This is a genomic window from Hydrogenophaga sp. UC242_53 (genome assembly GCF_042696965.1).
Classification (GTDB): domain Bacteria; phylum Pseudomonadota; class Gammaproteobacteria; order Burkholderiales; family Burkholderiaceae_C; genus Hydrogenophaga.
Window position 1 is genome coordinate 2,753,335 of sequence record NZ_CP170552.1, and the last position, 20,311, is coordinate 2,773,645.

General features: G+C 70.5%; 18 protein-coding genes and 2 pseudogenes. 10 read left to right on the forward strand and 10 right to left on the reverse strand.

Annotated elements, in window-relative coordinates; genetic code table 11:
* Positions 1-15 precede the first annotated feature (15 nt).
* The 5 genes from ACFJI0_RS13815 to ACFJI0_RS13835 form a co-directional block, all read right to left on the reverse strand.
* A complete protein-coding gene (locus tag ACFJI0_RS13815; RefSeq protein ID WP_382320471.1) occupies positions 16-1,821 on the reverse strand; it encodes a methyl-accepting chemotaxis protein in 1,806 nt (601 codons plus the stop codon).
* Positions 1,822-1,941: 120 nt separating this feature from the next.
* Positions 1,942-2,538, reverse strand: coding sequence for a membrane integrity-associated transporter subunit PqiC (locus ACFJI0_RS13820; RefSeq protein WP_382320473.1), 597 nt, complete (start codon positions 2,536-2,538; stop codon positions 1,942-1,944).
* Between the two features lie 11 nt (positions 2,539-2,549).
* A complete protein-coding gene (locus ACFJI0_RS13825) occupies positions 2,550-3,587 on the reverse strand; it encodes an MlaD family protein (protein WP_382320475.1) in 1,038 nt (345 codons plus the stop codon).
* Complete coding sequence (locus ACFJI0_RS13830; protein ID WP_382320477.1) at positions 3,584-4,399, reverse strand: ABC transporter ATP-binding protein; 816 nt, start codon at positions 4,397-4,399, stop codon at positions 3,584-3,586. Before ACFJI0_RS13830 ends, ACFJI0_RS13825 begins: the two co-directional genes overlap by 4 nt.
* Positions 4,400-5,536, reverse strand: coding sequence for an MlaE family ABC transporter permease (locus tag ACFJI0_RS13835; protein ID WP_382320480.1), 1,137 nt, complete (start codon positions 5,534-5,536; stop codon positions 4,400-4,402).
* Between the two features lie 230 nt (positions 5,537-5,766).
* Between ACFJI0_RS13835 and ACFJI0_RS13840 the strand changes: the two genes are divergently transcribed.
* Both ACFJI0_RS13840 and ACFJI0_RS13845 read left to right on the forward strand, forming a co-directional pair.
* Positions 5,767-7,806, forward strand: coding sequence for an AsmA family protein (locus ACFJI0_RS13840; RefSeq protein WP_382320482.1), 2,040 nt, complete (start codon positions 5,767-5,769; stop codon positions 7,804-7,806).
* A 25-nt stretch (positions 7,807-7,831) separates the two neighbouring features.
* Complete coding sequence (locus ACFJI0_RS13845) at positions 7,832-8,584, forward strand: tyrosine-protein phosphatase (protein ID WP_382320484.1); 753 nt, start codon at positions 7,832-7,834, stop codon at positions 8,582-8,584.
* Between the two features lies 1 nt (position 8,585).
* Here the strand turns inward: ACFJI0_RS13845 and ACFJI0_RS13850 are convergent, their stop codons facing one another.
* From ACFJI0_RS13850 to ACFJI0_RS13870, 5 genes are read right to left on the reverse strand one after another with little or no spacing between them, the layout of a single operon-like run.
* Positions 8,586-9,881: an amidase gene (locus tag ACFJI0_RS13850; RefSeq protein WP_382320486.1), complete on the reverse strand. Its 1,296-nt coding sequence runs from the start codon at positions 9,879-9,881 to the stop codon at positions 8,586-8,588.
* A gap of 16 nt (positions 9,882-9,897) precedes the next feature.
* On the reverse strand, positions 9,898-10,896 hold the full coding sequence (locus tag ACFJI0_RS13855; RefSeq protein WP_382320488.1) for an alpha/beta fold hydrolase: 999 nt from the start codon (positions 10,894-10,896) through the stop codon (positions 9,898-9,900).
* A 27-nt stretch (positions 10,897-10,923) separates the two neighbouring features.
* Positions 10,924-12,246, reverse strand: a complete 1,323-nt coding sequence (locus ACFJI0_RS13860; RefSeq protein ID WP_382320490.1) for a TRAP transporter large permease — start codon at positions 12,244-12,246, stop codon at positions 10,924-10,926.
* A complete protein-coding gene (locus ACFJI0_RS13865) occupies positions 12,243-12,752 on the reverse strand; it encodes a TRAP transporter small permease (protein WP_382320492.1) in 510 nt (169 codons plus the stop codon). The genes ACFJI0_RS13860 and ACFJI0_RS13865 overlap by 4 nt, the downstream gene beginning before the upstream one ends.
* Before the next feature lie 4 nt (positions 12,753-12,756).
* Positions 12,757-13,779, reverse strand: a complete 1,023-nt coding sequence (locus ACFJI0_RS13870; protein WP_382320494.1) for a TRAP transporter substrate-binding protein — start codon at positions 13,777-13,779, stop codon at positions 12,757-12,759.
* A 328-nt stretch (positions 13,780-14,107) separates the two neighbouring features.
* Here ACFJI0_RS13870 and ACFJI0_RS13875 point away from each other — a divergent pair, with 328 nt between their 5' ends.
* From ACFJI0_RS13875 to ACFJI0_RS13910, 8 genes and pseudogenes are all read left to right on the forward strand, one after another.
* Complete coding sequence (locus ACFJI0_RS13875; protein WP_382320496.1) at positions 14,108-15,172, forward strand: 2,5-dihydroxypyridine 5,6-dioxygenase; 1,065 nt, start codon at positions 14,108-14,110, stop codon at positions 15,170-15,172.
* Entirely contained in the window at positions 15,169-16,434 is a 1,266-nt protein-coding gene (locus ACFJI0_RS13880) for a flavin-dependent oxidoreductase (protein ID WP_382320498.1), read from the forward strand. Before ACFJI0_RS13875 ends, ACFJI0_RS13880 begins: the two co-directional genes overlap by 4 nt.
* A 61-nt stretch (positions 16,435-16,495) precedes the next feature.
* On the forward strand, positions 16,496-17,173 hold the full coding sequence (locus ACFJI0_RS13885; protein ID WP_382320500.1) for a helix-turn-helix domain-containing protein: 678 nt from the start codon (positions 16,496-16,498) through the stop codon (positions 17,171-17,173).
* 77 nt (positions 17,174-17,250) lie between these two features.
* Complete coding sequence (locus ACFJI0_RS13890) at positions 17,251-18,096, forward strand: plasmid replication/partition related protein (protein ID WP_382156864.1); 846 nt, start codon at positions 17,251-17,253, stop codon at positions 18,094-18,096.
* A gap of 22 nt (positions 18,097-18,118) precedes the next feature.
* Positions 18,119-18,562: pseudogene (locus ACFJI0_RS13895) on the forward strand (cupin domain-containing protein); the annotation flags it as partial.
* 31 nt (positions 18,563-18,593) lie between these two features.
* Positions 18,594-18,695: pseudogene (locus ACFJI0_RS13900) on the forward strand (cupin domain-containing protein); the annotation flags it as partial.
* Complete coding sequence (locus ACFJI0_RS13905) at positions 18,687-19,097, forward strand: helix-turn-helix domain-containing protein (RefSeq protein ID WP_382325645.1); 411 nt, start codon at positions 18,687-18,689, stop codon at positions 19,095-19,097. The pseudogene ACFJI0_RS13900 and the gene ACFJI0_RS13905, both read left to right, overlap by 9 nt.
* A gap of 58 nt (positions 19,098-19,155) precedes the next feature.
* A complete protein-coding gene (locus ACFJI0_RS13910) occupies positions 19,156-20,307 on the forward strand; it encodes an FAD-dependent oxidoreductase (RefSeq protein WP_382320501.1) in 1,152 nt (383 codons plus the stop codon).
* Positions 20,308-20,311: the final 4 nt, after the last annotated feature.

Here is a 20,311-nt window from a genome sequence, read left to right on the forward strand (position 1 = left end):
CGAAGCCTTCTTCGTTCAGAACGATTCCCAGTCGTCCGCGCCACCCGCCGTCGCGGGCACGGGAGCGGCCACCGGCGCGGGCTTGAGGCTCTTCGCCACCGCGACAGGGGCCGCGGCGGGCTTTGCCGCCGGTGCCTTGGCCACGGCCTTCACGGAAGCAGGTACCGCTTTCGGCGCGGCTGCCGCTGCGGCCACCGGCTTGGCGGCCACGGCGTTGCCGCGCTTGTGCAGGTCGTTGACGTTCAGTTGAGCGATCGAGCTGGCCGCATCGGCCGCGTCCACGCGGAAGATGCGCACCACCTCGGACAGGCGCAGCGCCTGGTCGTTCATGCTCGATGCGGCGGCCGCGCTTTCCTCGACCAGCGCCGCGTTCTGCTGCGTCATCTGGTCCAGGTTGGAGACGGAGGCGTTGATCTGGTTGACGCCTTCGGCCTGCTCGCTCGACGACGAGGCGATCTCGCCGATGATGTCGCGCACGCGCACCACGTTCTCCACGATCTCGCCCATGGTCTGGCCGGCCTGGCCCACCAGCTCGGTGCCGGCGGTCACCTTGTCGACGCTGGCGCCGATCAGCACCTTGATTTCCTTGGCCGCCTGGGCGCTGCGCTGCGCCAGGTTGCGCACCTCACCAGCCACCACGGCGAAGCCCCGGCCCTGTTCGCCGGCCCGCGCGGCTTCCACCGCCGCGTTCAGCGCCAGGATGTTGGTCTGGAAGGCGATGCCATCGATCACGCCGATGATGTCGCTGATCTTGCGCGAGGCCTGGTTGATCTCCTCCATGGTGGACACCACTTCGTTGACCACCTGGCCGCCCTTCTGGGCGCTCTGGCCGGCCACGTCGGCCAGCTGGTCGGCCACGCGCGCCGAGTCGGCCGACTGGCGGATCGCGCCCGACATCTGCTCGATGCTGGCGGCGGTCTGCTGCAGGTTGGCGGCGGTCTGTTCGGTGCGGGCCGAGAGGTCGTTGTTGCCCGAAGCGATCTCGCGCGCCGCCACGGTGATGTTCTCGGTGCCACGCTTCACGTCGGCCACCACGTGCACCAAGCGATCGCGCATGTCGGAGAGGGATTTGGTCATCGCGCCGAACTCGTCGCGGCGGTCGTTGCGGATGCGCGCGGTCAGGTCGCCGCCGGCCACGCGTTCGGCAAACGCCACCACTTCGCGCAGCGGCGTGCGGATGTTGCGGATGAGGAAGAAGGCGCCCGCGATGATGCCCAGGATCAGCAGGCCGATCTGCGCGCTTGCCATGGTCAGGTTGCTGGCGCGATCGGCGGCGAACTTCACCTGGGCCTCGGCCTGCATGCTCACCTGCATCTGCGCGAACTCGCGCAGCGCCGCCACGTAGGGGGGCACGGCCGCGTTGAAGCGGGACGTGATTTCGGCCACGGCCCCGGCGGTGTCACCGTTCTTCTTCATCTCGTTGGCCTTGGCCAGCGAGCCCAGCACGGCCTGGCGCAGCCCGGCGATCTTCGCGAGCTGGGCCTTCTCGGCGTCGTTCATCGGCATCGCGTCCAGCCGCTTCTGCAGCGCGGAGATCGAGGCCACGCCCACGGGAATGACGTCCTTGTAGAGCTGGTCGATGGACGGGTCGGTGCTCAGGATCGAGGCCTGCACGCGCGTCACGTTGGTTTCGGTCAGGCCGGCCCATTCCGTGGCGATCACGGTCTTGTCGGACATCCGGCCGAGCACTTCGTCGGCTTCCTTGGTCAAGGCACTGGAGCGGGTGCCGGTGAAGGACAACATCGCGCCCAGGGCGAGCACGATGGCAAGAACGCCGGTCCAGAGTTTGGCGTTCACGGTCATGTGGCGAAAGAGGTTCATGTTGGGAGGTTCAGGCAAAAGGATCGGGTCACCTCCGGCCTATCGACATGAACCGCCGGCACTGAAATCCAGCCGACGAACGCGCTGTCCCCCTCGGGACCGGCCCTCTCGAGGCCCCGTTCAGCCGCCCGCGATGCGCTGCGCCAGGCGCCAGACGGCCAGGCGGTGGCCGGCCGCCAGGGCGTCGGGCGAGCCGTCGGTCAGCGGGACCTCGATGTCGGCCTGACCCAGCGTGGGCGGCGTGGCGCCGCCGCGCAGGTCGGTGAGCCACCAGCGGGCCTGCAGGCGCAGGGTGCGCCGGCCGCTGTCGGCCATCAGCGAATCGATCTCGACGCGCAGCTGCCGCGTCACGTTCGCCCCCGAGGGCGCGGGCGCGCGCCAGACCAGGCCCTCCCCCCGCAGCAGGGCCAGGTCGGCCACCAGGCGGCGTGGCACGCTCTCGCGCAGCGGCTCGGCCCAGCGGTGCCCGGGCAGCGGCAGCAGGGACGACGCGCCGCTGGAGACCATCAGCACGTCCCGGTCCAGGGAGCCGGGCAGGCGCACCAGGCCGGAGACCTCCCACACCGCGCCATTGCCCGGGCGGGGCGCCGGCCGGGGTTCCGGAGGCTCGGCGCGCAGCTCGTACCAGCGCGTGGGCGGCGCATCGGTGCCGGCGCAACCGGCGGCGAACACCACGGGCGCCAGGCCCAGGGCGGCGAGCAGGCCGCGTCGGTTCATGGCTGGGCGGTTCATTCGTTGACCTTTCTGCCCCGCAGGAGCGCATCGGGTTGTTGTTCCAGGGCCTCGGCCAGGTCGCGCAGCGCGCGGGCGGCGCGCGAGAGGTCGTCCAGCGCGCGGTCGGCCCCCACCATCAGCTGCGAATCGCCCGCGGTGGCCTCGCGCAGCGCGCCCGCGGTGCGGCTCACCTCGTTGGCCGCGCGCTGCAGGTTCTGCACCAGGGGCGCGTCGGGCGCCAGCAGGTCGGACACGCGCTCGGACGTGCGGCCAAAACCGACGGCGCTCTCGTTCACCGATTTGGCCGCCTTCTCCATGCCGTCCATCGCGGTGCGGGTGGACACGAGCGAGCGCTGCAATTCGTTGGCCAGCGGGTCCAGGCGCTTGTCGAGCCGCTCGGACACGCGCTTGAAGGTCGCGGTGATCTCGGCCAGGTCGCTCAGGGCCTGGTTGAGCTGAGGCCCCGAGATCACGGCGCGGGCCGAAGCCGCGATCGCCGCCAGGTCGTCGGTGATCTTGCGCAGGTCGATGCCTTCGAGCTGGTCGCGGAAGGTCTGGATCGCCGTGGGCGCGGTCGGGATTTCGGTCAGGCCGCGCCGCGTGCCATGCGTGCTGGCCGCGCGCTTGGGGCGCAGATCCAGGTCCACATAGAGCAGGCCAGTGAGCAGGCTTTGCATGGAGAGCTGCGCGCTCATGCCCCGCTCCACCAGCGCGGGCAGCGCCAGTTCGGAATCGGAAGCCGCATCGCCGTGCTTGCCATCGAGCCCACGCAGGGCATCGCTGTCAAGCGAGGCCACCACCGGGATGGAGAAGGCGTCGGTCTCGCGGTTGTAGGAGACCTCGATGGACTCCACGCTGCCCACGCGCACGCCACGGAACACCACCGGCGCGCCGACCTGCAGGCCGTAGACGGAGCCGCTGAAGTACATCACGGTGCGCTCCTTGCGCGTGAAGTAGCTGCTGCCGGCCAGCGTGATGATGGCCACCGCGATGAGTGCGAGGCCGGCCACCACGAAGGTGCCGATGAGGGTGGGATTGGCCTTGCGCTTCATGATGGGGTTTCCTCTTTGACGGGGGCGGCGGCACCGCGGCGCAGGAAGCGCTGGACCTCCTCCGGGCCGTCCTGCCGCAATGCCTTGGGCGGGCCGAGCGCCGTCATGGTCTTGCTTTGGGCGTCCAGGAACAGCAGGCGATCGGCCAGCGCGAAGATGCTCTCGAGTTCGTGGCTGACCATCACCACCGTGGTGCCCAGGTCGTCCCGCAGGTGCATGATCAGTTCGTCCAGGTGGGCGGAGGTCAGCGGGTCCAGGCCAGCGGAGGGCTCGTCCAGGAACAGCAGTTGCGGATTCAGCGCCAGGGCGCGCGCGATGGCCGCGCGCTTGCGCATGCCGCCGCTCAGCGTGGCGGGTTCGGCCTCGAAACTGCCCGCCAGCCCCACGAGCGCGAGCTTGAAGCGGGCCTCCTGTTCGCGGCGTTCGGGCTCCATGTCGGTCAGCACCTGCATGGGCAGCATCACGTTCTCGCCCACCGTCATGCTGCTCCACAGCGCGCCGGCCTGGAACATCACGCCGAAGGAGCGCAGCAGCGCGGCCTTCTCCTTGTCGTCGGCCGCGTACAGGTCCTGCGCACCGTAGAGCACCCGGCCCTTGGCCGGCACCTGCAAGCCGATGAGGTGGCGCAGCAGCGTGCTCTTGCCGCAGCCGCTGCCGCCGGCCAGGGCCAGCACCTCGCCAGGCAGGATCTCGAAATTCAGGTCGCGCTGGATCACGTTGCTGCCGAACGCCATGGTCAGGTTCTCCACGCGCACCAGCGGTTCCGCACCGGGCTCGGGCGGGGCGGGATGGGCGTGCAGGTGTTCGTTCATCTAGAAGTCCAGGCGTTGAAACACCACAGTGAGCGCGGAAGCGACCACCACGATCCACACGATGGCCTGCACCACCGAGGCCGTCGTCGCGTCGCCCACGGCCTGCGCGCTGCGCCCCGCCGCCATGCCCTGCAGGCAACCCGCGAGCGCCACCAGCACCGAGTACGTGGTGCCCTTGATCAGCCCCACCACCACGTGCGGCAGCGTGATGGCCTGGGCGCTGGCGTACACGTACTCCAGCGGTGTGACGCCATAGATGCCCACCGCCACCAGCCAGCCCACGGCCATGCCCACCAGCGCGCCGAAGGCGGTCAGCATGGGCCCGACGATGAGCAGCGCCAGCACGCGGGGCAGCACCAGGAAGTCCACCGGGTTCACGCCCATGGTGGCCAGCGCATCCACCTCTTCGTTGGCGCGCATGCTGCCGATCTGCGCCGCGAAGGCCGCGCCCACGCGACCGGCCAGCACGATGCCCACCAGCAGGGCCGCGACCTCGCGCACCACGCCCACCGTCACGAGGTCGGCGATGTAGTTCTGCGCACCGAAGCGCTGCAGCTGGGCCGCGCCCATGTAGGCCACGATGAGACCGACCAGGAAACACACCAGCGCCACGATGGGCAGGCTGCGCGGCCCCGTCTGTTCGATCTGCCACGCGAGGTCGGAGGCGCGCATGTCGCTGCGCCCGCGCAGCCACCGCCCCAGGGACAGCAGCACCTCGCCGAAGAAGGTCAGCGTCTTGCGGCGCAGGGCCCACCAGGCCGTGACGCGCGCACCCAGGCGGGCCACGCGGCCGCGTGTGGCGGCCGGGGCCGCCGTGGCGGGGGGCGGGGTGTCCAGCGCGAGCGCCAGAATCTGCTGGAGGCCTTCGGGCAGGGCCTGCAGATCGACATCCGCACCGCGACGCGCGAAGGGTTCGATCTGATGCCACAGCGCGGAAGCCAGGGGCGCGTCCCACGAGCGCAGGCCGTCCGCGTGGACGCGCACGGCGCCCACGACCTCGGTGGCCGGAAGCTCGGGGAGAGGGGCGCTGTGTTCGCGCCAGGCGCCGCTGAGTTCCAACACCCAGTCGTCGCCTTGTGAGAGCCAGCGTGCATCCGGGGCATGCGTCTCGTCATTCACCTCCATCGTGTCCGACACGGCATCTCCGCTCGGGGCATCGCGCATGGAAGAACCCATTCAGATTCGGAATCTGGATTCTATCGACCGGCCTGCGGGCTGGCCGCCGCCGCCCTGTAGGACAAGGCCGCGTCATCGGGCCGAAACCGAACGATCCGGCCCATGCTGCGTTCCAATGAAGCGTGGACGCTCAGACCAACCCTCCCCCATCGAAGAGGCGACGCCCTCGAACCCTCTGGATCGCCGGTGGCGTGCTCACCGTGCTCGTTCTGGGCGTGGCATGGGGCGAATACAGCGGCTGGCCCGTGCTGCGCCAACCCATCGAGAACGCCGCCACGCGCGGCGTCGGCGTGCCGGTGCAGATGCAGGGCCAGGTGCGCACGCACCTGCTGTGGCGGCCCCGACTGGAGGTGGAGCACCTGCGCATCGCCTCGGACGCGCGCTTCGGCGCCCCCCATCTGCTCGATGCGCGCCACATCACCCTGGTCTGGCACTGGGGCGACATCTGGCGCTGGCAGCGCGGGGATCGCCTGCTGCTGCAGCGGCTGCAGGCGGATCAGCTCGACGCGCACCTGATGCGCATCGCCGGTGGCGACGCCAACTGGCAGCTGGGCAATAAGGACGACAAGCCTCGCGCCGAAGAGAACAGCGATCCGCTGGGTGGCCTGCCGCGCTTCGGTTCGCTCGTGATCGGCCAGGGCCAGGTCGCCTGGAAGGATGCGGTGCAGGACGTCGATCTGGCCATCGGCGTGAAAGGCAGCGAAGGCGAGGCCGTGACCGGCGCCGCCTCGGGTTATGAGGCCACCTTCAAGGGCCGCTACCGCACCATGCCCATGGACCTGCAGGTGCGCGCGGGCAGCACCCTGCCCTTGCTGCAGGACCCCGAGGCCGCGCCCGATGCGCAGTGGGTGCCGGTGCGCGTGGCGGGCACGGTGGCCTCGGCCAAGCTGCTGTTCGACGGCCAGGCCGCCGCCTTGCTGGGCACACCCCGGCTCGATGGCGCGCTGTCGTTCCAGGGCCGCTCGCTGGCCGAGGTGGGCCGCCCGCTGGGCATCACCCTGCCGCAGACCCCGCCCTTCGACCTGCGCGGCCGGCTCTCGCAAGCCGACGGCGTGTGGCGCCTGCAGGCCTCGCGCGCCACCATCGGCAGCAGCCGCCTCGCGGGCGACCTGCGCTTTCACCAGCTCACCAGCCCGCGCCGCCTCACGGGCGAGCTCACCGGCCCCAAGCTCGCGTTCGCCGACCTGGGGCCGGCCATCGGTGGCGAAGGCGGCACCGCCAAGGCGCCACCGCAGCAGCAAGCCCAGGGCCGCGTGCTGCCGCAGCGCCGCTTCGACCTGCCCTCGCTGAAAGTGATGGACGCCGACGTGAACGTGGCGATCGATGAAGTGGACTTCGGCACCGACGCCATGGCGCCCTTGAAGGGACTCAAGACCCGCATCCACCTCGACGCGGGCGTGTTGCGCCTGGACGACTTGCAGGCCTCGGTGTCGGGCGGCCAGTTCAAGGGCATGACCCAGCTCGACGCCAACGCGCAACCCGCGAAATGGCAGGCGCGGCTGGACGTCGCCGGCGTGGACATCGCCGGCTGGATGCGCGGGATGCGCAAGGACGCCGCGCCCCCCGCCCCCTCGGCCAACGCCACCAAGGCCCTGAAGAAGGAACGTGAACAGGCGCGCCAGGGCGGTGAACAGGCGGTGCGTTCCTATGTCACCGGCGTGCTCTCCGCCAAGCTGGACGTGCGCGGCGCGGGCAACTCCACGGCCGACATCCTGGGCTCGCTGAACGGCCCGGTCGATCTGACGCTGCGCGACGGCACCATCTCCCACCTGGCCACCGAGGCCATGGGCCTGGACCTGGCGCAGGCCCTGGGCGTGCTGATCCGGGGCGACCACCCGCTGCCCCTGAACTGCGCGCGCTTCGACATGGTGGCGCGCAACGGCGTGCTCGAACCCCGGCTGGCGGTGATCGACAACCGCGACAGCACCGTGCGCATCGACGGCCACGTCAACCTGCGCGACGAGTCGATGGCCCTGCGCCTGGTCGCCAAGCCCAAGGACTGGTCGCCGCTCTCGCTGCGCACGCCCATCACCGTCACCGGCACGCTGGGCAACCCCGATGTGGGCATCGAGGGCCGGCGCCTGGCGGGCCGGGTGCTCGGTGCCCTCGCGCTGGGCGCGGCGGCGGGCCCGGCGGCAGCGGTGATCCCCTTGATTGAGCAGGGCGACAAGACCGGGGGCGACCCCTGCGTGCTGGTGGCCACCGCGCCCGCACCGGCCAAAAAACCCTGACACATGCCGGGGGCACAATGGCCGGATGTCGACCCAGTCCAACCCCATTCCCGCGCGCCTGCTGAACAGCGCCTCCAATTTCCGCGACCTCGGTCGCGACGCCGGCCTGGACGGGCGGCGCGTGCGCCAGCGCCGCGTCTACCGCTCCGACCACCTCGCGGGCCTCACGCCCGAAGACCGGGCCACGCTGCAAAGCCTGGGCGTCACGCACCGCATCGACTTCCGTGGCGTGGCCGAAAGCGCCACCCTTCCCTCCGAGGTCGAGGGCCTGACCACGCTGGCGCTGTCGATCGAACCCACCGTGGTGCACCGCGTGCAGGAACTGCTCGCGGCCCAGCAGGTGCCCACCGAGGCCGAGACCGTGGCGCTGATGTGCCAGACCTACCGGGGCTTCGCGCGCGAAGGCGCGCCGGTGTACGCGCGCTTCTTCCGCCACCTGCTCGACCAGCCCACGCCGCTGGTGTTCCACTGCACCGCCGGCAAGGACCGCACCGGCTTCGCGGCCGCGCTGCTGCTCAGCGCGCTGGGCGTTTCGCGCAACGACATCGTGCAGGACTACCTGCTCACCAACCACCTCTACGTGCGCAGCCCGCTGGTGGAAGCGCGCGGCCCGGCGCATGTGATGGACGTGCTCTGGAGCGTGCAGCCCGCTTTTCTCGACGCGGCCTTCACCACCATCGAGCAGGAGTTCGGCGGCCTGCCCCGTTACCTGGAAAGCGCCATGGGCCTGGGCCCACGCGAGCTGGAGCGGCTGCGCGCCGCCTTGCTCGAGGCCTGACTCAGCCCGCGGGCGCCAGCACGCGGTGCAGGCAGGCGGCCGCCTCCAGCAGCGCGCGGTCGCTGCCCGGCGGCCCGACCAGCTGCATGCCGATGGGCAGGCCGCCCGGTCCCACGAGCCCGGGCACGTTCACGCAGGGCCAGCCCAGCAGCGTCCACACGCGGGAAAACACCGGGTCGCCGGTGGCCGCCAGGCCTTCGGGCGCTTCGCCGGGTGCGGCGGGCACCAGCCAGGCGTCCACCTCGCGCACCAGGCCGGACAGTGCCGCCCGGCCGGCGTGCGCCAGGGCCTGCGCACTCTCGTGGTCGGCACGCGACGTGGCGCGGCCGGTCTCCAGCAGCGCGCGCATGGCCGGGCTCAGCTGATCGGCATGGCGCTCGGCCTCGGCCGCCAGCTCGATCGCCGCCTCGTAGGCCATCACGGTCTTCTGCGCCTGCAGCAGGCCCACCAGGGTGTCCGGCATGGGCACCGGCACCACGGTGATGCCCGCCGCCTGCGCGCGCTCGGCAGCCTCTGCGAAGGCGGCCTGGCCGCCCGCGTCGGCCTGCGCCCATTCGTGCGTGCGGCACAGGCCCAGGCGCAGCGTGGCGGCCGGCCGCACACCGAGTTCGCGGTGGGCCTGGCCCGTGAGCAGGCAGCGCATGAGCTCCAGGTCGTCGGCGTTGCGCGCCAGCCAGCCCAGGGTGTCCAGCGAGGGCGCGAAGCGCTTGGCGCCGGCCCCGTCCACGCTGCCGAAGGTCGGCTTGAGCGCGAACACGCCGCAATAGGACGCGGGCCGGATGAGCGAGCCGGCGGTCTGCGTGCCGAAGGCCAGCGGCACCATGCCGTCGGCCACGGCGGCGGCCGAGCCGCTGGAGGAGCCGCCCGGGGTATGGCGGGTGTTGCGCGGGTTGGCGGTCGGCCCGGGGGAGAAGTAGGCGAACTCGGTGGTCACCGTCTTGCCCAGGGGCACGGCACCGGCGCCGCGCGCCAGCGCCACGCAGGCCGCGTCCTTCGTGGGCTGGTGGTTCGCGTAGATGGGGGAACCGTAGCGCGTGGGCATGTCGGCGGTGTCGAGCACGTCCTTGACCGCCAGCGGCACCCCGCCCAGCAGGCCGGGGGCGCCCTGGTGGTCGAGCGCGCGGGCGCGGGCCAGCGCGCCGGCCTCGTCCAGGTGCCGCCAGGCGTGGATGGCCGGTTCGCGCGCGTGGATGTGCGCGAACGCGGCCTCCACCACGGCCTGCACCGAGGTGCGGCCCGAGGCGATGGCTTTGCGCAGTTCGAGCGCGCCGAGGCGCGCATAGTCTTGGGGGTTCATGTCATCGGGCTCTCGGTCAGGATGCCAGCCATTCGCGCACCGCGGCGCGCACGAAGGCGGCGTCTTCGGGGCTGCGCTGCGGGTTGCCGGCCAGGTGCCCCCACACGCTGGGGATGGGCAGCAGGCGCGCGTGGCGCAGGTGGGGCAGCTCCAGTTCGTTGTCGGCGACGCGGAAATAGAGGTCGGTGGCGCCCGGCATCAGCAGCACGCGCGCCGTGATGGCGCGCAGCGCCGCCGTGAGATCACCGCCATGCCGCGCGTTGGCGCTGATGTCGCTGGCGTGCCAGCCGCGCAAATGGGCCAGCAGGTCTTGCGCATGGCGCGCGGCGAAACGCCCGTCCCAGTTGGCCCGCAGGAAGGTCTCCAGGTCCGGCGCGCCAAAGGCCGAGCGGTGCAGGTCCGCGCGGAAGAAGTCCTGGCTCAGGGCCCAGGCCGCGTAGATGCGGCCGAAGGCGCGCAACGCGGCGGCCGGTGGCGCCGAGAAGCGCCCCTGCCCCAGGTGCTCGGGCGCGGCCTCCAGCGTGGCGATGAGCGAATCCAGAAAGACCTGGTTGTGCACCGCCGTGCGGGCGCTGCCGCAGTTGACGACGACCCGCTCCACCTCGTCCGGGTACAGCGCGGCCCAGTGGTAGGCCTGCTGCGCCCCCATGGACCAGCCGTAGACACAGGCCAGCCGCTGCACGCCCAGGTGCTCGCGCAGCAGCCGGCGCTGGGCGCTCACGTTGTCGGCGGCGCTCACCAGCGCCGGGTAGTCCGGCGTGTTGGACGGGCTGGAGGACAGCCCGTTGCCGAACATGTCCACGATCACGATGAACCAGCGCGTCGGGTCCAGGATGCCCTCGGGCGAGATCAGCCATTCGATGTCGCCGTGGCGCACGGCAAAGCTGGTCGGGTAGAGGATCACGTTGTCGCCGGAGGGCGAGAGCGTGCCGTGGGTCTTCCAGGCCAGGCGCGCGCGTGGCAGCTGCGCAACCCGCGGCCAGCGGGTGGTCGCCCAGTTCGAAGAAGCCTTCATTCACAGGCCATGGCATGTCGGCTCCCATCAGAACAACCACCAGACGGTGACCAGCGCGATGCTGGGGAACATCACCGTGAGCGCCAGGCGCACGATGTCGCTGAGCACGAAGGGCAGCACGCCCTTGTAGGTCTCGACGATGGGCACGTCCTTGACGATGCCGTTGACGACGCAGACGTTCAGCCCGATCGGCGGCGCGATCAGCCCGATGCCCACGGTCATCAGCACCAGCACGCCGAACCAGATGGCCTTGTCCTCCGCGCCCAGGCCCCAGAGGTCGAGCGACATGATGGTCGGGAAGATCACCGGGATGGTGAGCATCAGCATCGACAGCTCGTCCATGACGCAGCCCAGCAGGATGTAGAGCAGCATCACGCAGGCCACGATGGTCACGGGCGACACGCCGAGCTGGCCGATCCACTCGGAGAGTTCGTGCGGCATGCGGGTGAGCGCCAGCGCGGCGTTCATCAGGTCGGCGCCCATGAAGATCATGAACACCATCGCCGACGTCTCCGCCGCGCCCACGAAGGAGCGCGCGATCTCGCGCTTGCGCAGCTCGCCGAAGGCCACGCCCGCCACGAAGGTGCCCACGGCGCCCACGGCCGCGCCCTCGGTCGGTGTGAACACGCCGCCGTAGATGCCGCCGAAGACCGAGAGGAAGATCAGCGCGATGGGCCAGATCTTCGCCAGCGCCTGGCGCCGCTCGCGCCAGCCGATCGCCGCGGCCGGCGGGGCCAGATCGGGGCGCAGGCGGCAGTAGAGCCAGACCACGCCCAGGTAGCCGAACATCGCGATGAGACCGGGGATCAGCGAGGCCGCGAACAGCTTGGCCATGTTCTGCTCGGTCAGCAGCGCGTAGATCACCAGCGGCACCGAGGGCGGAATCAGGATGCCCATGGTGCCGCCGGTGGCCAGCGCGGCGGTGGACAGCCGGCCGCTGTAGCCGTGGCGCTTCATCTCGGGATAGGCCACCTGGGTGATCGTGGCCGAGGTGCGCACCGAGGACCCGCAGACCGCGCCGAAGCCGCCCGCGGCCAGGATGGACGCCATGGCCAGGCCGCCGCGCACGTGGCCCACCAGCGACGAGGCCGCCTGGAACAGCGCGCGCGACAGGCCCCCCTGGGTGGCGAACTGGCCCATCAGCAGGAACAGCGGCACCACCGTGAGGTCGTACACCGACAGCCGCCCGACGGCGGCGCCCTTGAGCAGGGCGAGCAGCGGCAGCGGCCCGGAGACCGCGAGGTAACCCAGCGCGCCGGCCACGAACATGGCGACCGCGATCGGGATGCGCACCGCCATCAGGAGCAGCATGCCGGCGAACATCAGCAGGGCAATGGTCATCATGCTCATGGCGCCACCCCCAGCAACGGCTCGCACGCGGCCTCGTCCTGGTCGGCGATGACGCCGGCCGCCTGCAGCAGCGCGATCAGCATCGTCATGGCCAGCCCGGGTGCGAGCACCGCGTAGACCAGCCACATCGGCAGACCCAGGATCATGGTGGTCTCCCCCACGGCGCGCGAGGCGGCCGCGCCCACGGCGGTCTGCCAGGCGAGCACGCCCATCATCGCGGCCAGTGCCACGGCGCCGATGGCGTCAAGCACCCGCACCGTGCGCGACGAACTGCGCGAAGTGAAGAAGTCCACGATGATGTTGCCGCGTTGCAGTTGGCACCATGGCAGGCACATCGAGATGCTGATGGCGATGCCGAACTGCGTGAGTTCCACGTCGCCGGGAATCGGCGCCGACCAGAACCAGCGCCCCAGAATGCTCAGCGTGGTCAACAGCGCGGCGGCCGAGGCGATCACGCCCGCGGCCACGGCGAAGACCGTGCTGGTCTTGTGAATCAGAGCGGCCATGCGCTTACTCGGCGGCTCGCGCGGCGTCCAGCAGCTTCCTGCCATCCTGGCCACGGGCCGTCACCTCCTTGATCCACTCGTCGGTGATCGGCTGGGCAACCGCCATCCAGCGGCGCGCCTCCTCGACGGGCACGGTGTGGAAGACGTTGTTGCGGTCTTCGGCCGTCTTGCGCGCGGGCACGCTGGCCGCATCGAACGCCTTGCCCGCCAGGGCCGAGGCCTCCTCGCCGCTGTTGGCGTCGATGACCTTCTTCAGGTCGGCCGGCAGCGAGTCGTAGCGCGCGTTGTTCATCACCATCGCGAACACGGTGTTGGACAGGCGCGGCAGCGACGCGTCGATGTCGGTGTGGAACTTCACGATGTCCTGCAGCTTGAGCGCGGGAATCACCTCCCACGGCAGGATCGCGCCGTCGATGACCTTCTTGGACAGCGCCTCCGGCACCGGTGGCATGGGCATGGAGATGGGCGCGGCGCCCAGGGCGGTGATCAGCTTGGCGTTGAGGCGCGTGGCCGCGCGCAGCTTCAGGCCCCGGAAGTCTTCCAGCGCCTTGATCTGGCGCCCGGTGGTGTGCACCAGGAAGCCGTCGTTGACGTGCAGCACCAGCGGGCGCACGCCGGCGAATTCGGCGCTGGAGTGCTGGGCCACATAGCGCCACAGCGCGCGGCTGCTGCGTTCGGCGTTGCTGGTGATGAAGGGCAGCTCGAAGACCTCGGTCAACGGGAAGCGGCCGGCCTGGTAGCCCGGCAGCGTCCAGACCACGTCGGCCACGCCGTCCTTGGCCTGATCGAACAGCTGCGGCGGCGTGCCACCCATCTGCATGGCCGGAAAGATCTGGCACTTCAGCCGGCCGGCCGACTGCGCCGAGATGCGCTCGCACCAGGGCTCGATCAATTGCTTCTGGGCCAGCGAGTACGGCGGCAGGTAGTGATGGACCTTGAGCGTGACCGTGGACTGGGCCAGGGCCGGCTGCAGGGCGCCAGCCAGAACCAGGGAGGTGGCAGCCAGCCATCGTTGAATCGTCGACATGGGGAGTTCCTTTTGAAGGGTGGTGGGGAGGGATCGGACGAAAAACCAAGCGTTGGACTCGAAAGTTTCCTATAAAGAACAAAACATGACAATAGGAAATTTATGCACCTTATTAGGGTTTTCATGCACATCAACGGTGCTTTTGAAGCGCAAATCGCTGCCTCGCATGCCCGAATCCGCGCCTGAGAGCCCCTGAAAAGGCTGTCGCAACGCCAGTGGAGACCGCGTGAGCAATATGCAAGCCAGGGCAAAAGGCAAGAAGTTCTTGATCGGAAACTAAGTTTCCTTTTAGAATCTTTTTTCCCTCAACCACCAGGAGCTTTGCTTTATGTCTGTTACCACCGCCACGGCCTTCAAGACCACGGAACTGGTTCCGCTGTTCAGGCGCATGCTGGAGCTGTGCAAGCTCAAGGCCACCGAATCGCTCATCGTGCTGACCGAGCCGGATGCCAACCAGGACTACGCAGCCGCGCTGTACGGTGCCGCGCGCGACATCGGGGCCGAGACGCTGATCCTCATGGTCCCCTCCGCGCCCCCCGAGCAGGTGCCGGTGATCCGCACCGGCAACGTGTCCTCCGCCATCCTGAGCGGCGGCACGCTGGCCATCGAGACGCTCAAGCAGGCCGATCTGGTGATCGACCTCTCCACGGGCGGGCTGCTGCACTCCAAGGAACAGCGCCTGATCCTGGAGAGCGGCACGCGCATGCTGATGGTCCATGACCCGGTCGAAGCGCTCGAGCGCATGTTCCCCACGATCGAGGACAAGGCCCGCGTGGAGCGCGGCATCGCCCGCCTGAAGGCCGCCAAGCGCATCCGCATCACCTCGGAGAACGGCTCGGACGTCTGGTTCGACATCGGCGGGCGCCCCATCATTGCGCAGTACGGCTACACCGACGAGCCGGGCCGCTGGGACCACTGGCCCGGCGCCTTCCAGTACACCATCCCGTCCGAAGGCAAGGGCGACGGCGTCATCGTGCTGGACCCGGGCGACATCTGGTACCCCGCCAAGCGCTACATCACCACCCCGGTGACCATGCGCTTCGAGAACGGCGCGGTGACCTCCATCGAAGGCGGGCTCGACGCCTTCCTGATCCGCGACTACATCCAGGGCTGGCAGGACCCCGAAGGCTTCGCGATCTCGCACACCGGCTGGGGCTCGCACCGCCGCGCGCTGTGGAACTCGCTGAACTTCCAGAATCCGCTGGACGTGATCGGCCAGGACGGGCGCACCGCCTGGGGCACGACGCTGTTCGCGCTGGGCGAGAACGCCACCTTCGGCGGCAAGCACACCACGGGCTGCCACCAGGACTTCGCGCTGCGCCACCACCAGTTCTACCTCGACGACGAACTGATCGCCGACAGCGGCCGCATCATTCCCGAGGACCTGCAATGAAGCCGTCCGTCCTCATCGCCGGCGCGGGGATCGGTGGACTGACCGCGGCCCTCAAGCTGCACCGCCTGGGCGTCAAGGTCAGCCTCATCGACGCCGCGCGCGAGCTGCAGCCGCTGGGCGTGGGCATCAACCTGCTGCCCCACGGCGCGGGCGTGCTCTACGGCCTGGGGCTGGGTGACGAGCTCAAGGCCACGGGCATCCAGACCCGGGCCATCGAGTACCGCACGCAGTACGGCCAGCTGATCCAGCGCGACCCGCGCGGCCTGCACGCCGGCTCGCCCTGGCCGCAGTACTCCATCCACCGCGGCCAGCTGCAGATGCTGCTGCACCGCGCCGTGCAGCGCGAGATCGGCGCCGTGCGCACCGACCACCGCATGGACCACTTCGAGCACGAAGGCAGCGGGGTGCGGGTGCACATGCGCCAGGGCAGCACCGGGGAGGTGACCAGCGAACGCTTCGACGCCCTCATCGGCGCCGACGGCATCCACTCGGCGACCTGCGCGCAACTGCACCCCGACGCATCGCCGCTGGTCTTCTCCGGCACGATGATGTGGCGCGGCGCCGTGGAGCGCGAGCCCTTCCTCGACACCGAGACCATGGTGATCTGCGGCCACCACGACAGCAAGGCCGTGATCTACCCGATCTCGCGCGAGGCGGCCCAGCGCGGCCGTTCGCTGATCAACTGGGTGGCCGAGATCAACATCGGCCGCGACGCCAAGTACCAGCGCGAGGACTGGAACCGCGCCGCCACGGTGGAGGAGTTCCTGCCGGCCTTCGCCGACTGGCACTTCGACTTCCTCGACGTGCCGGCGCTGTTCCGCGCCACCGAGCGGATCTTCGTGTACCCGATGGCCGACCGCGAGGCGCTGCCCTTCTGGAGCCAGGGGGGCGTCTCGCTGCTGGGCGATGCCGCGCACCCGATGTACCCCATCGGCGCCAACGGCGCGTCCCAGGCCATTCTGGACGCGGACGCGCTGGGCACCGCCTTCAGCGAGGCGGACCTGGACGTGCACGCCGCGCTCAAGCTGTACGAAAGCCGCCGGCTGCCGGCCACCGCGAAGGTCGTCGCGAGCAACCGCACGCTGGGCCCGGAAGCGGTGCTGCAACTGGCGCGCGAACGCATCAAGGGGCCCGACGACGTGGTCAGCGACCTGATCACACCCGAGGAAATCGCCGCGATCACCCAGGGCTACCAGAAGGTGGCGGGCTTCGACGCGGCGACCCTGAGCGCGCGCGCCCAGACCATGCAAAGCGCGGGTTGACCTGCGCCAGCGGAACCGGGGGGCTTCTCGTTCGATAATGTCTGGCACTGACCCAAGCCCGATGCCCAAGAAGCCCCCCGCCCCCACCAAGACCGCCCCCCCTCCCCCGCCCGCGGCGAGGGGTGCGCCGACCGCCCGCTCCTTCCGGCTGGGCGAACACGTCCGCCGCATCCGGGCGGACAAGGAACTCACCCTGGAAGAAGTGGCCCGGCGCGGCGAACTGGCGCGCTCCACGCTGTCCAAGATCGAGAACGAGCAGACCTCGCCGACCTTCGAGGTGCTGCTCAAGCTGGCCACCGGCCTGGGCGTGCCCATGGACGAGCTGCTGGCCCCCCGGACCATGCCGCCGCCCTCGGGCCGGCGCAGCATCACCCGCGCCGGCCAGGGCCGCCAGCACACGGCCACCAACTACACGCACGAATTCCTCTGCACCGACCTCACGCACAAGAACGTGGTGCCCTCCAAGGCCCGCGTGCACGCGCGCTCGACCAAGGATTTCCCCGACTGGGTGCGCCATGACGGCGACGACTTCATGATCGTCCTGGAAGGCGCCGTCGAGCTGCACACCGAGTTCTACGAACCCACGGTGCTCAACGTCGGCGACAGCGCCTACTTCGACGCCCGCATGGGCCACCTGTGCATCTCGGTCAGCCCCGAGGACGCGCTGGTGCTGTGGGTGCCCACGCACACCAGCGACGCCGAGGTCATGCAGGCCATCGGCCGGTCACCGGCCATCTGAGGCGCCCGCGCCCCGGTCCGGGCGTGGGGCGGGGCATCTACAATTCGCGCCCCCAAGCCTCTCCCTCAGCCTGACCCATGCACCTCACCGTCAACCCGGAACTCAAAGCCTACATCGACCCCCTCACGCCCGACGAGCACGATGCGCTGGAGCGCAGCATCCTCGCCGAAGGCTGCCGCGATGCGCTGGTGCTGTGGGGCGACGTGCTGGTGGACGGCCACAACCGCTACGGCATCTGCCAGAAACACGGCCTGCCCTTCCAGACCGTGCAGAACCCGCGCTTCCAGACCCTGGAGGACGTGCACCTGTGGATGATCGACCAGCACCTGGGCCGGCGCAGCGTGTCGGACTTCCAGCGCGGCGTGCTGGCCCTGCGCAAGCGCGAGATCCTGGCCGAGCGGCGCACCCGCATCCTGGCGACCTCGCCCTCGCCGGAGGACCTGCCGCCCGATGAGGAAGCCCCCGCGCCCGTGGCCGCGCAAAACCCGGCCGTCGCCGCGCTCGAACCCCGGCCGCTGCACAGCCGCGAAGACATCGCCAAGGCCGCGCGCCTGAGCAGCAGCCAGGTGGTGATGATCGAGAAGATCCAGAAGCAGGCCGCGCCCGAGCTCGTGGACGCGCTCAAGGCAGGGGCCGTGTCGCTCAACGCCGCCGCGGCCGTGGCCAGCCTGCCGCCGGAAGAACAGAAGGCCGCCGCCCTGGCCGGCAAGGACGAGCTCAAGCTCGCGGCCAAGCGCGTGCGCGAGGCCCGCCGCAAGCCGCCCGAGGCCGATGCGGACGCGGCCGGCGAAGCGGCCGAGCCAGGCACCGATGAACTCACGGCCCTGCGCCAGAAGGTCGCGGCGCTGCAGGCGGAGAACACCGCGCTGCGCGAGCAGGTGGCGACGTTGCGGGCGCAACTGGAAGAGGCGCCGTCGGCCTGACGGCCCCGCCTCCCGGACCTTCATGGGCACCTCGTCCGGCGATCTGATCAGCCTGGTCCTGGGCACCCTGCGCACGGACCGCGCCGTGACGGCGCGCTTCTCGCTCACGGCGCCGTGGGCGCTGCGCTCCGAAGGCGTGGAAGGCCTGCTGATGCGCGTGTGCACCGGCGAGCCCTACTGGATCCAGATGGACGGGCTGGACGCGGTGCACGTGCAGCCCGGCGACATCGTGATGCTGCCGCAGGGCGGCCCCCACGTCGCCGCCTCCGAGATCGGCCTGGACACCGTGCCGTTCCGCTCGCTGCTGCAGCGGCACATGCGCGGCGCGCACGGCGACCACCCCATCACCTTCGCCCACGGCGGTGGCGGCGCGGCCACCGAGCTCTTCTCGCTGCACCTGTGGATGCCGCAGCACCAGGGCGTCTCATTGCTGTCCTGGCTGCCGCCGCTGATCGTGCTGCGCGCGGCCGAGATCGCCACCACGCGCACCCTGGCGCTGCGCAACCCAGGCCATGGTGGACGAGACCATCGAGCAGCGCCCCGGCTGGCAGCTGTCCACCGCGCGCATGGCCGACCTGCTGCTGGTGCACGTGCTGCGCGAGCACCTGCACCATGGCCCCGCCGGCGCCCAGGGCTGGCTCAACGGCGTGCGCGACAAGGCCATCGGCAAGGCCCTGGCGCAGATGCATGCCCACCCGGAACTGCCGTGGTCGGTGGAGAGCCTGGCCCGCGTGAGCCACCAGTCGCGCTCGGTGTTCAGCGAGCGCTTCGTGGAACTCATGGGCACCACCCCGCTGCGCTACCTCACCTCGGTGCGCATGGGCATCGCGCGCCAGCAGTTCCTCAAAGGAGCGGACGACGTCTGGCGCGTGGCGCAGGGCGTGGGTTACGGCTCGGAGAAGGCGTTTTCCCGCGCGTTCGAGCGCTGGGCCGGGCAGACGCCCAGCCAGTGCATCAAGTCGCGGACGATCGGTGCCCAGATCCGGCGCCCCGAAGGTTGAACACGGGCGGGGCCTGACCAAGAATCGACCGCGTCCGCGTTGCTCTTCTGGTTCCCCCATGAAAAAAGTTCTGATCGTTGGTGCCGGCATTGCCGGCTGTTCCGCCGCCCTGGCGCTCGCGCAGCGCGGCTGGCAGGTCGAGGTGATTGAAAAGCAGCCGCAATGGCGCTTCCAGAGTTCGGGCATCTTCGTCTACAGCAACGGCCTGGACCACTTCCGCCAGATCGGCGCGATGCAGGACCTGGTCGAGGCGGGTTTTCCCATCGCCTCCGGCCGCAACGTGTACCTGGACCAGGACGGGCGGCACCTGGTGGACGTGGTCTACCCCAGCCTGGGCTCACCGCCCGCGCCCGCCATCCTGGGCATCAAGCGGGCCGAGATGCACCGCGTGCTGTCCGGCCGGCTCGACGCGCTGGGGGTGCCGGTGCGCCTGGGCACCACGGTGTTGTCCCTGCGGCAGGACGAGGGCGGCGCGCACGTGCGCTTCTCCGATGGCGGTGAGGCGTCCTTCGACCTCGTGGTGGGCGCCGACGGCATCCGCTCGGGCCTGCGCGCCCTGCTCTGGCCCGAGGTGCAGCCCACCTACTCGGGCTTCGGTGTCTGGCGCAGCGTGCACCGGCGCCCGCCCGCGCTGGTGGACAAGATCATGATGATGGGCCTGGGCAAGCGGCTGGGCATCATGCCGATTTCGCCGGAGCGCCTCTACATCTTCGGCACCGTGGCGCAGCCGAAGGACACCTGGTTCGAGCCCGCCCACTGGCCCGAGACCATGCGCGCGAGCTTCACCGAATTCGGCGGGCCGGTGCGCCCCTTCCTCGACGAGATCTCGCCCGACACCGAGGTGCTCTACACCGCGGTGGAAGAGGTGGTGATGCCCCTGCCCTGGCACCAGGGCCGCGTGGTGCTGATCGGCGACGCCGCCCACGCCTCGACCCCCTTCATGGGGCAAGGCGGCGCCCTCGCGGTGCAGGACGCCGTGGTGCTCGCCCGCCTGCTCGAAGACGGCGCGCCGGTGCCGGCGGTCCTGGCCCGCTTCGGCGAGCGCCGCGCGCCCGTGTGCCGCTTCGTGCAGGAGGCCTCGCACCGCGTGGGCCGCGCCGGCGCCGAACAGGACCCGGCGCGCCATGCCCAGGCCCTGCAGGCCCTGCCCGCCAGCGCCCAGGCCCACGTGGACGACTTCTACCGCCAGCTTCACACCCTCAGCCATTGAAAGG

What these genes read in the sequence shown, in the direction of transcription:
- ACFJI0_RS13815 (WP_382320471.1), bottom strand. Translation starts at nt 1,821, where the DNA reads ATGAACCTCTTTCGCCACATGACCGTGAACGCCAAACTCTGGACCGGC.
- ACFJI0_RS13820 (WP_382320473.1), bottom strand. Translation starts at nt 2,538, where the DNA reads ATGAACCGACGCGGCCTGCTCGCCGCCCTGGGCCTGGCGCCCGTGGTG.
- ACFJI0_RS13825 (WP_382320475.1), bottom strand. Translation starts at nt 3,587, where the DNA reads ATGAAGCGCAAGGCCAATCCCACCCTCATCGGCACCTTCGTGGTGGCC.
- ACFJI0_RS13830 (WP_382320477.1), bottom strand. Translation starts at nt 4,399, where the DNA reads ATGAACGAACACCTGCACGCCCATCCCGCCCCGCCCGAGCCCGGTGCG.
- ACFJI0_RS13845 (WP_382320484.1), top strand. Translation starts at nt 7,832, where the DNA reads ATGTCGACCCAGTCCAACCCCATTCCCGCGCGCCTGCTGAACAGCGCC.
- ACFJI0_RS13850 (WP_382320486.1), bottom strand. Translation starts at nt 9,881, where the DNA reads ATGAACCCCCAAGACTATGCGCGCCTCGGCGCGCTCGAACTGCGCAAA.
- ACFJI0_RS13855 (WP_382320488.1), bottom strand. Translation starts at nt 10,896, where the DNA reads ATGAAGGCTTCTTCGAACTGGGCGACCACCCGCTGGCCGCGGGTTGCG.
- ACFJI0_RS13860 (WP_382320490.1), bottom strand. Translation starts at nt 12,246, where the DNA reads ATGAGCATGATGACCATTGCCCTGCTGATGTTCGCCGGCATGCTGCTC.
- ACFJI0_RS13865 (WP_382320492.1), bottom strand. Translation starts at nt 12,752, where the DNA reads ATGGCCGCTCTGATTCACAAGACCAGCACGGTCTTCGCCGTGGCCGCG.
- ACFJI0_RS13870 (WP_382320494.1), bottom strand. Translation starts at nt 13,779, where the DNA reads ATGTCGACGATTCAACGATGGCTGGCTGCCACCTCCCTGGTTCTGGCT.
- ACFJI0_RS13875 (WP_382320496.1), top strand. Translation starts at nt 14,108, where the DNA reads ATGTCTGTTACCACCGCCACGGCCTTCAAGACCACGGAACTGGTTCCG.
- ACFJI0_RS13880 (WP_382320498.1), top strand. Translation starts at nt 15,169, where the DNA reads ATGAAGCCGTCCGTCCTCATCGCCGGCGCGGGGATCGGTGGACTGACC.
- ACFJI0_RS13885 (WP_382320500.1), top strand. Translation starts at nt 16,496, where the DNA reads ATGCCCAAGAAGCCCCCCGCCCCCACCAAGACCGCCCCCCCTCCCCCG.
- ACFJI0_RS13890 (WP_382156864.1), top strand. Translation starts at nt 17,251, where the DNA reads ATGCACCTCACCGTCAACCCGGAACTCAAAGCCTACATCGACCCCCTC.
- ACFJI0_RS13910 (WP_382320501.1), top strand. Translation starts at nt 19,156, where the DNA reads ATGAAAAAAGTTCTGATCGTTGGTGCCGGCATTGCCGGCTGTTCCGCC.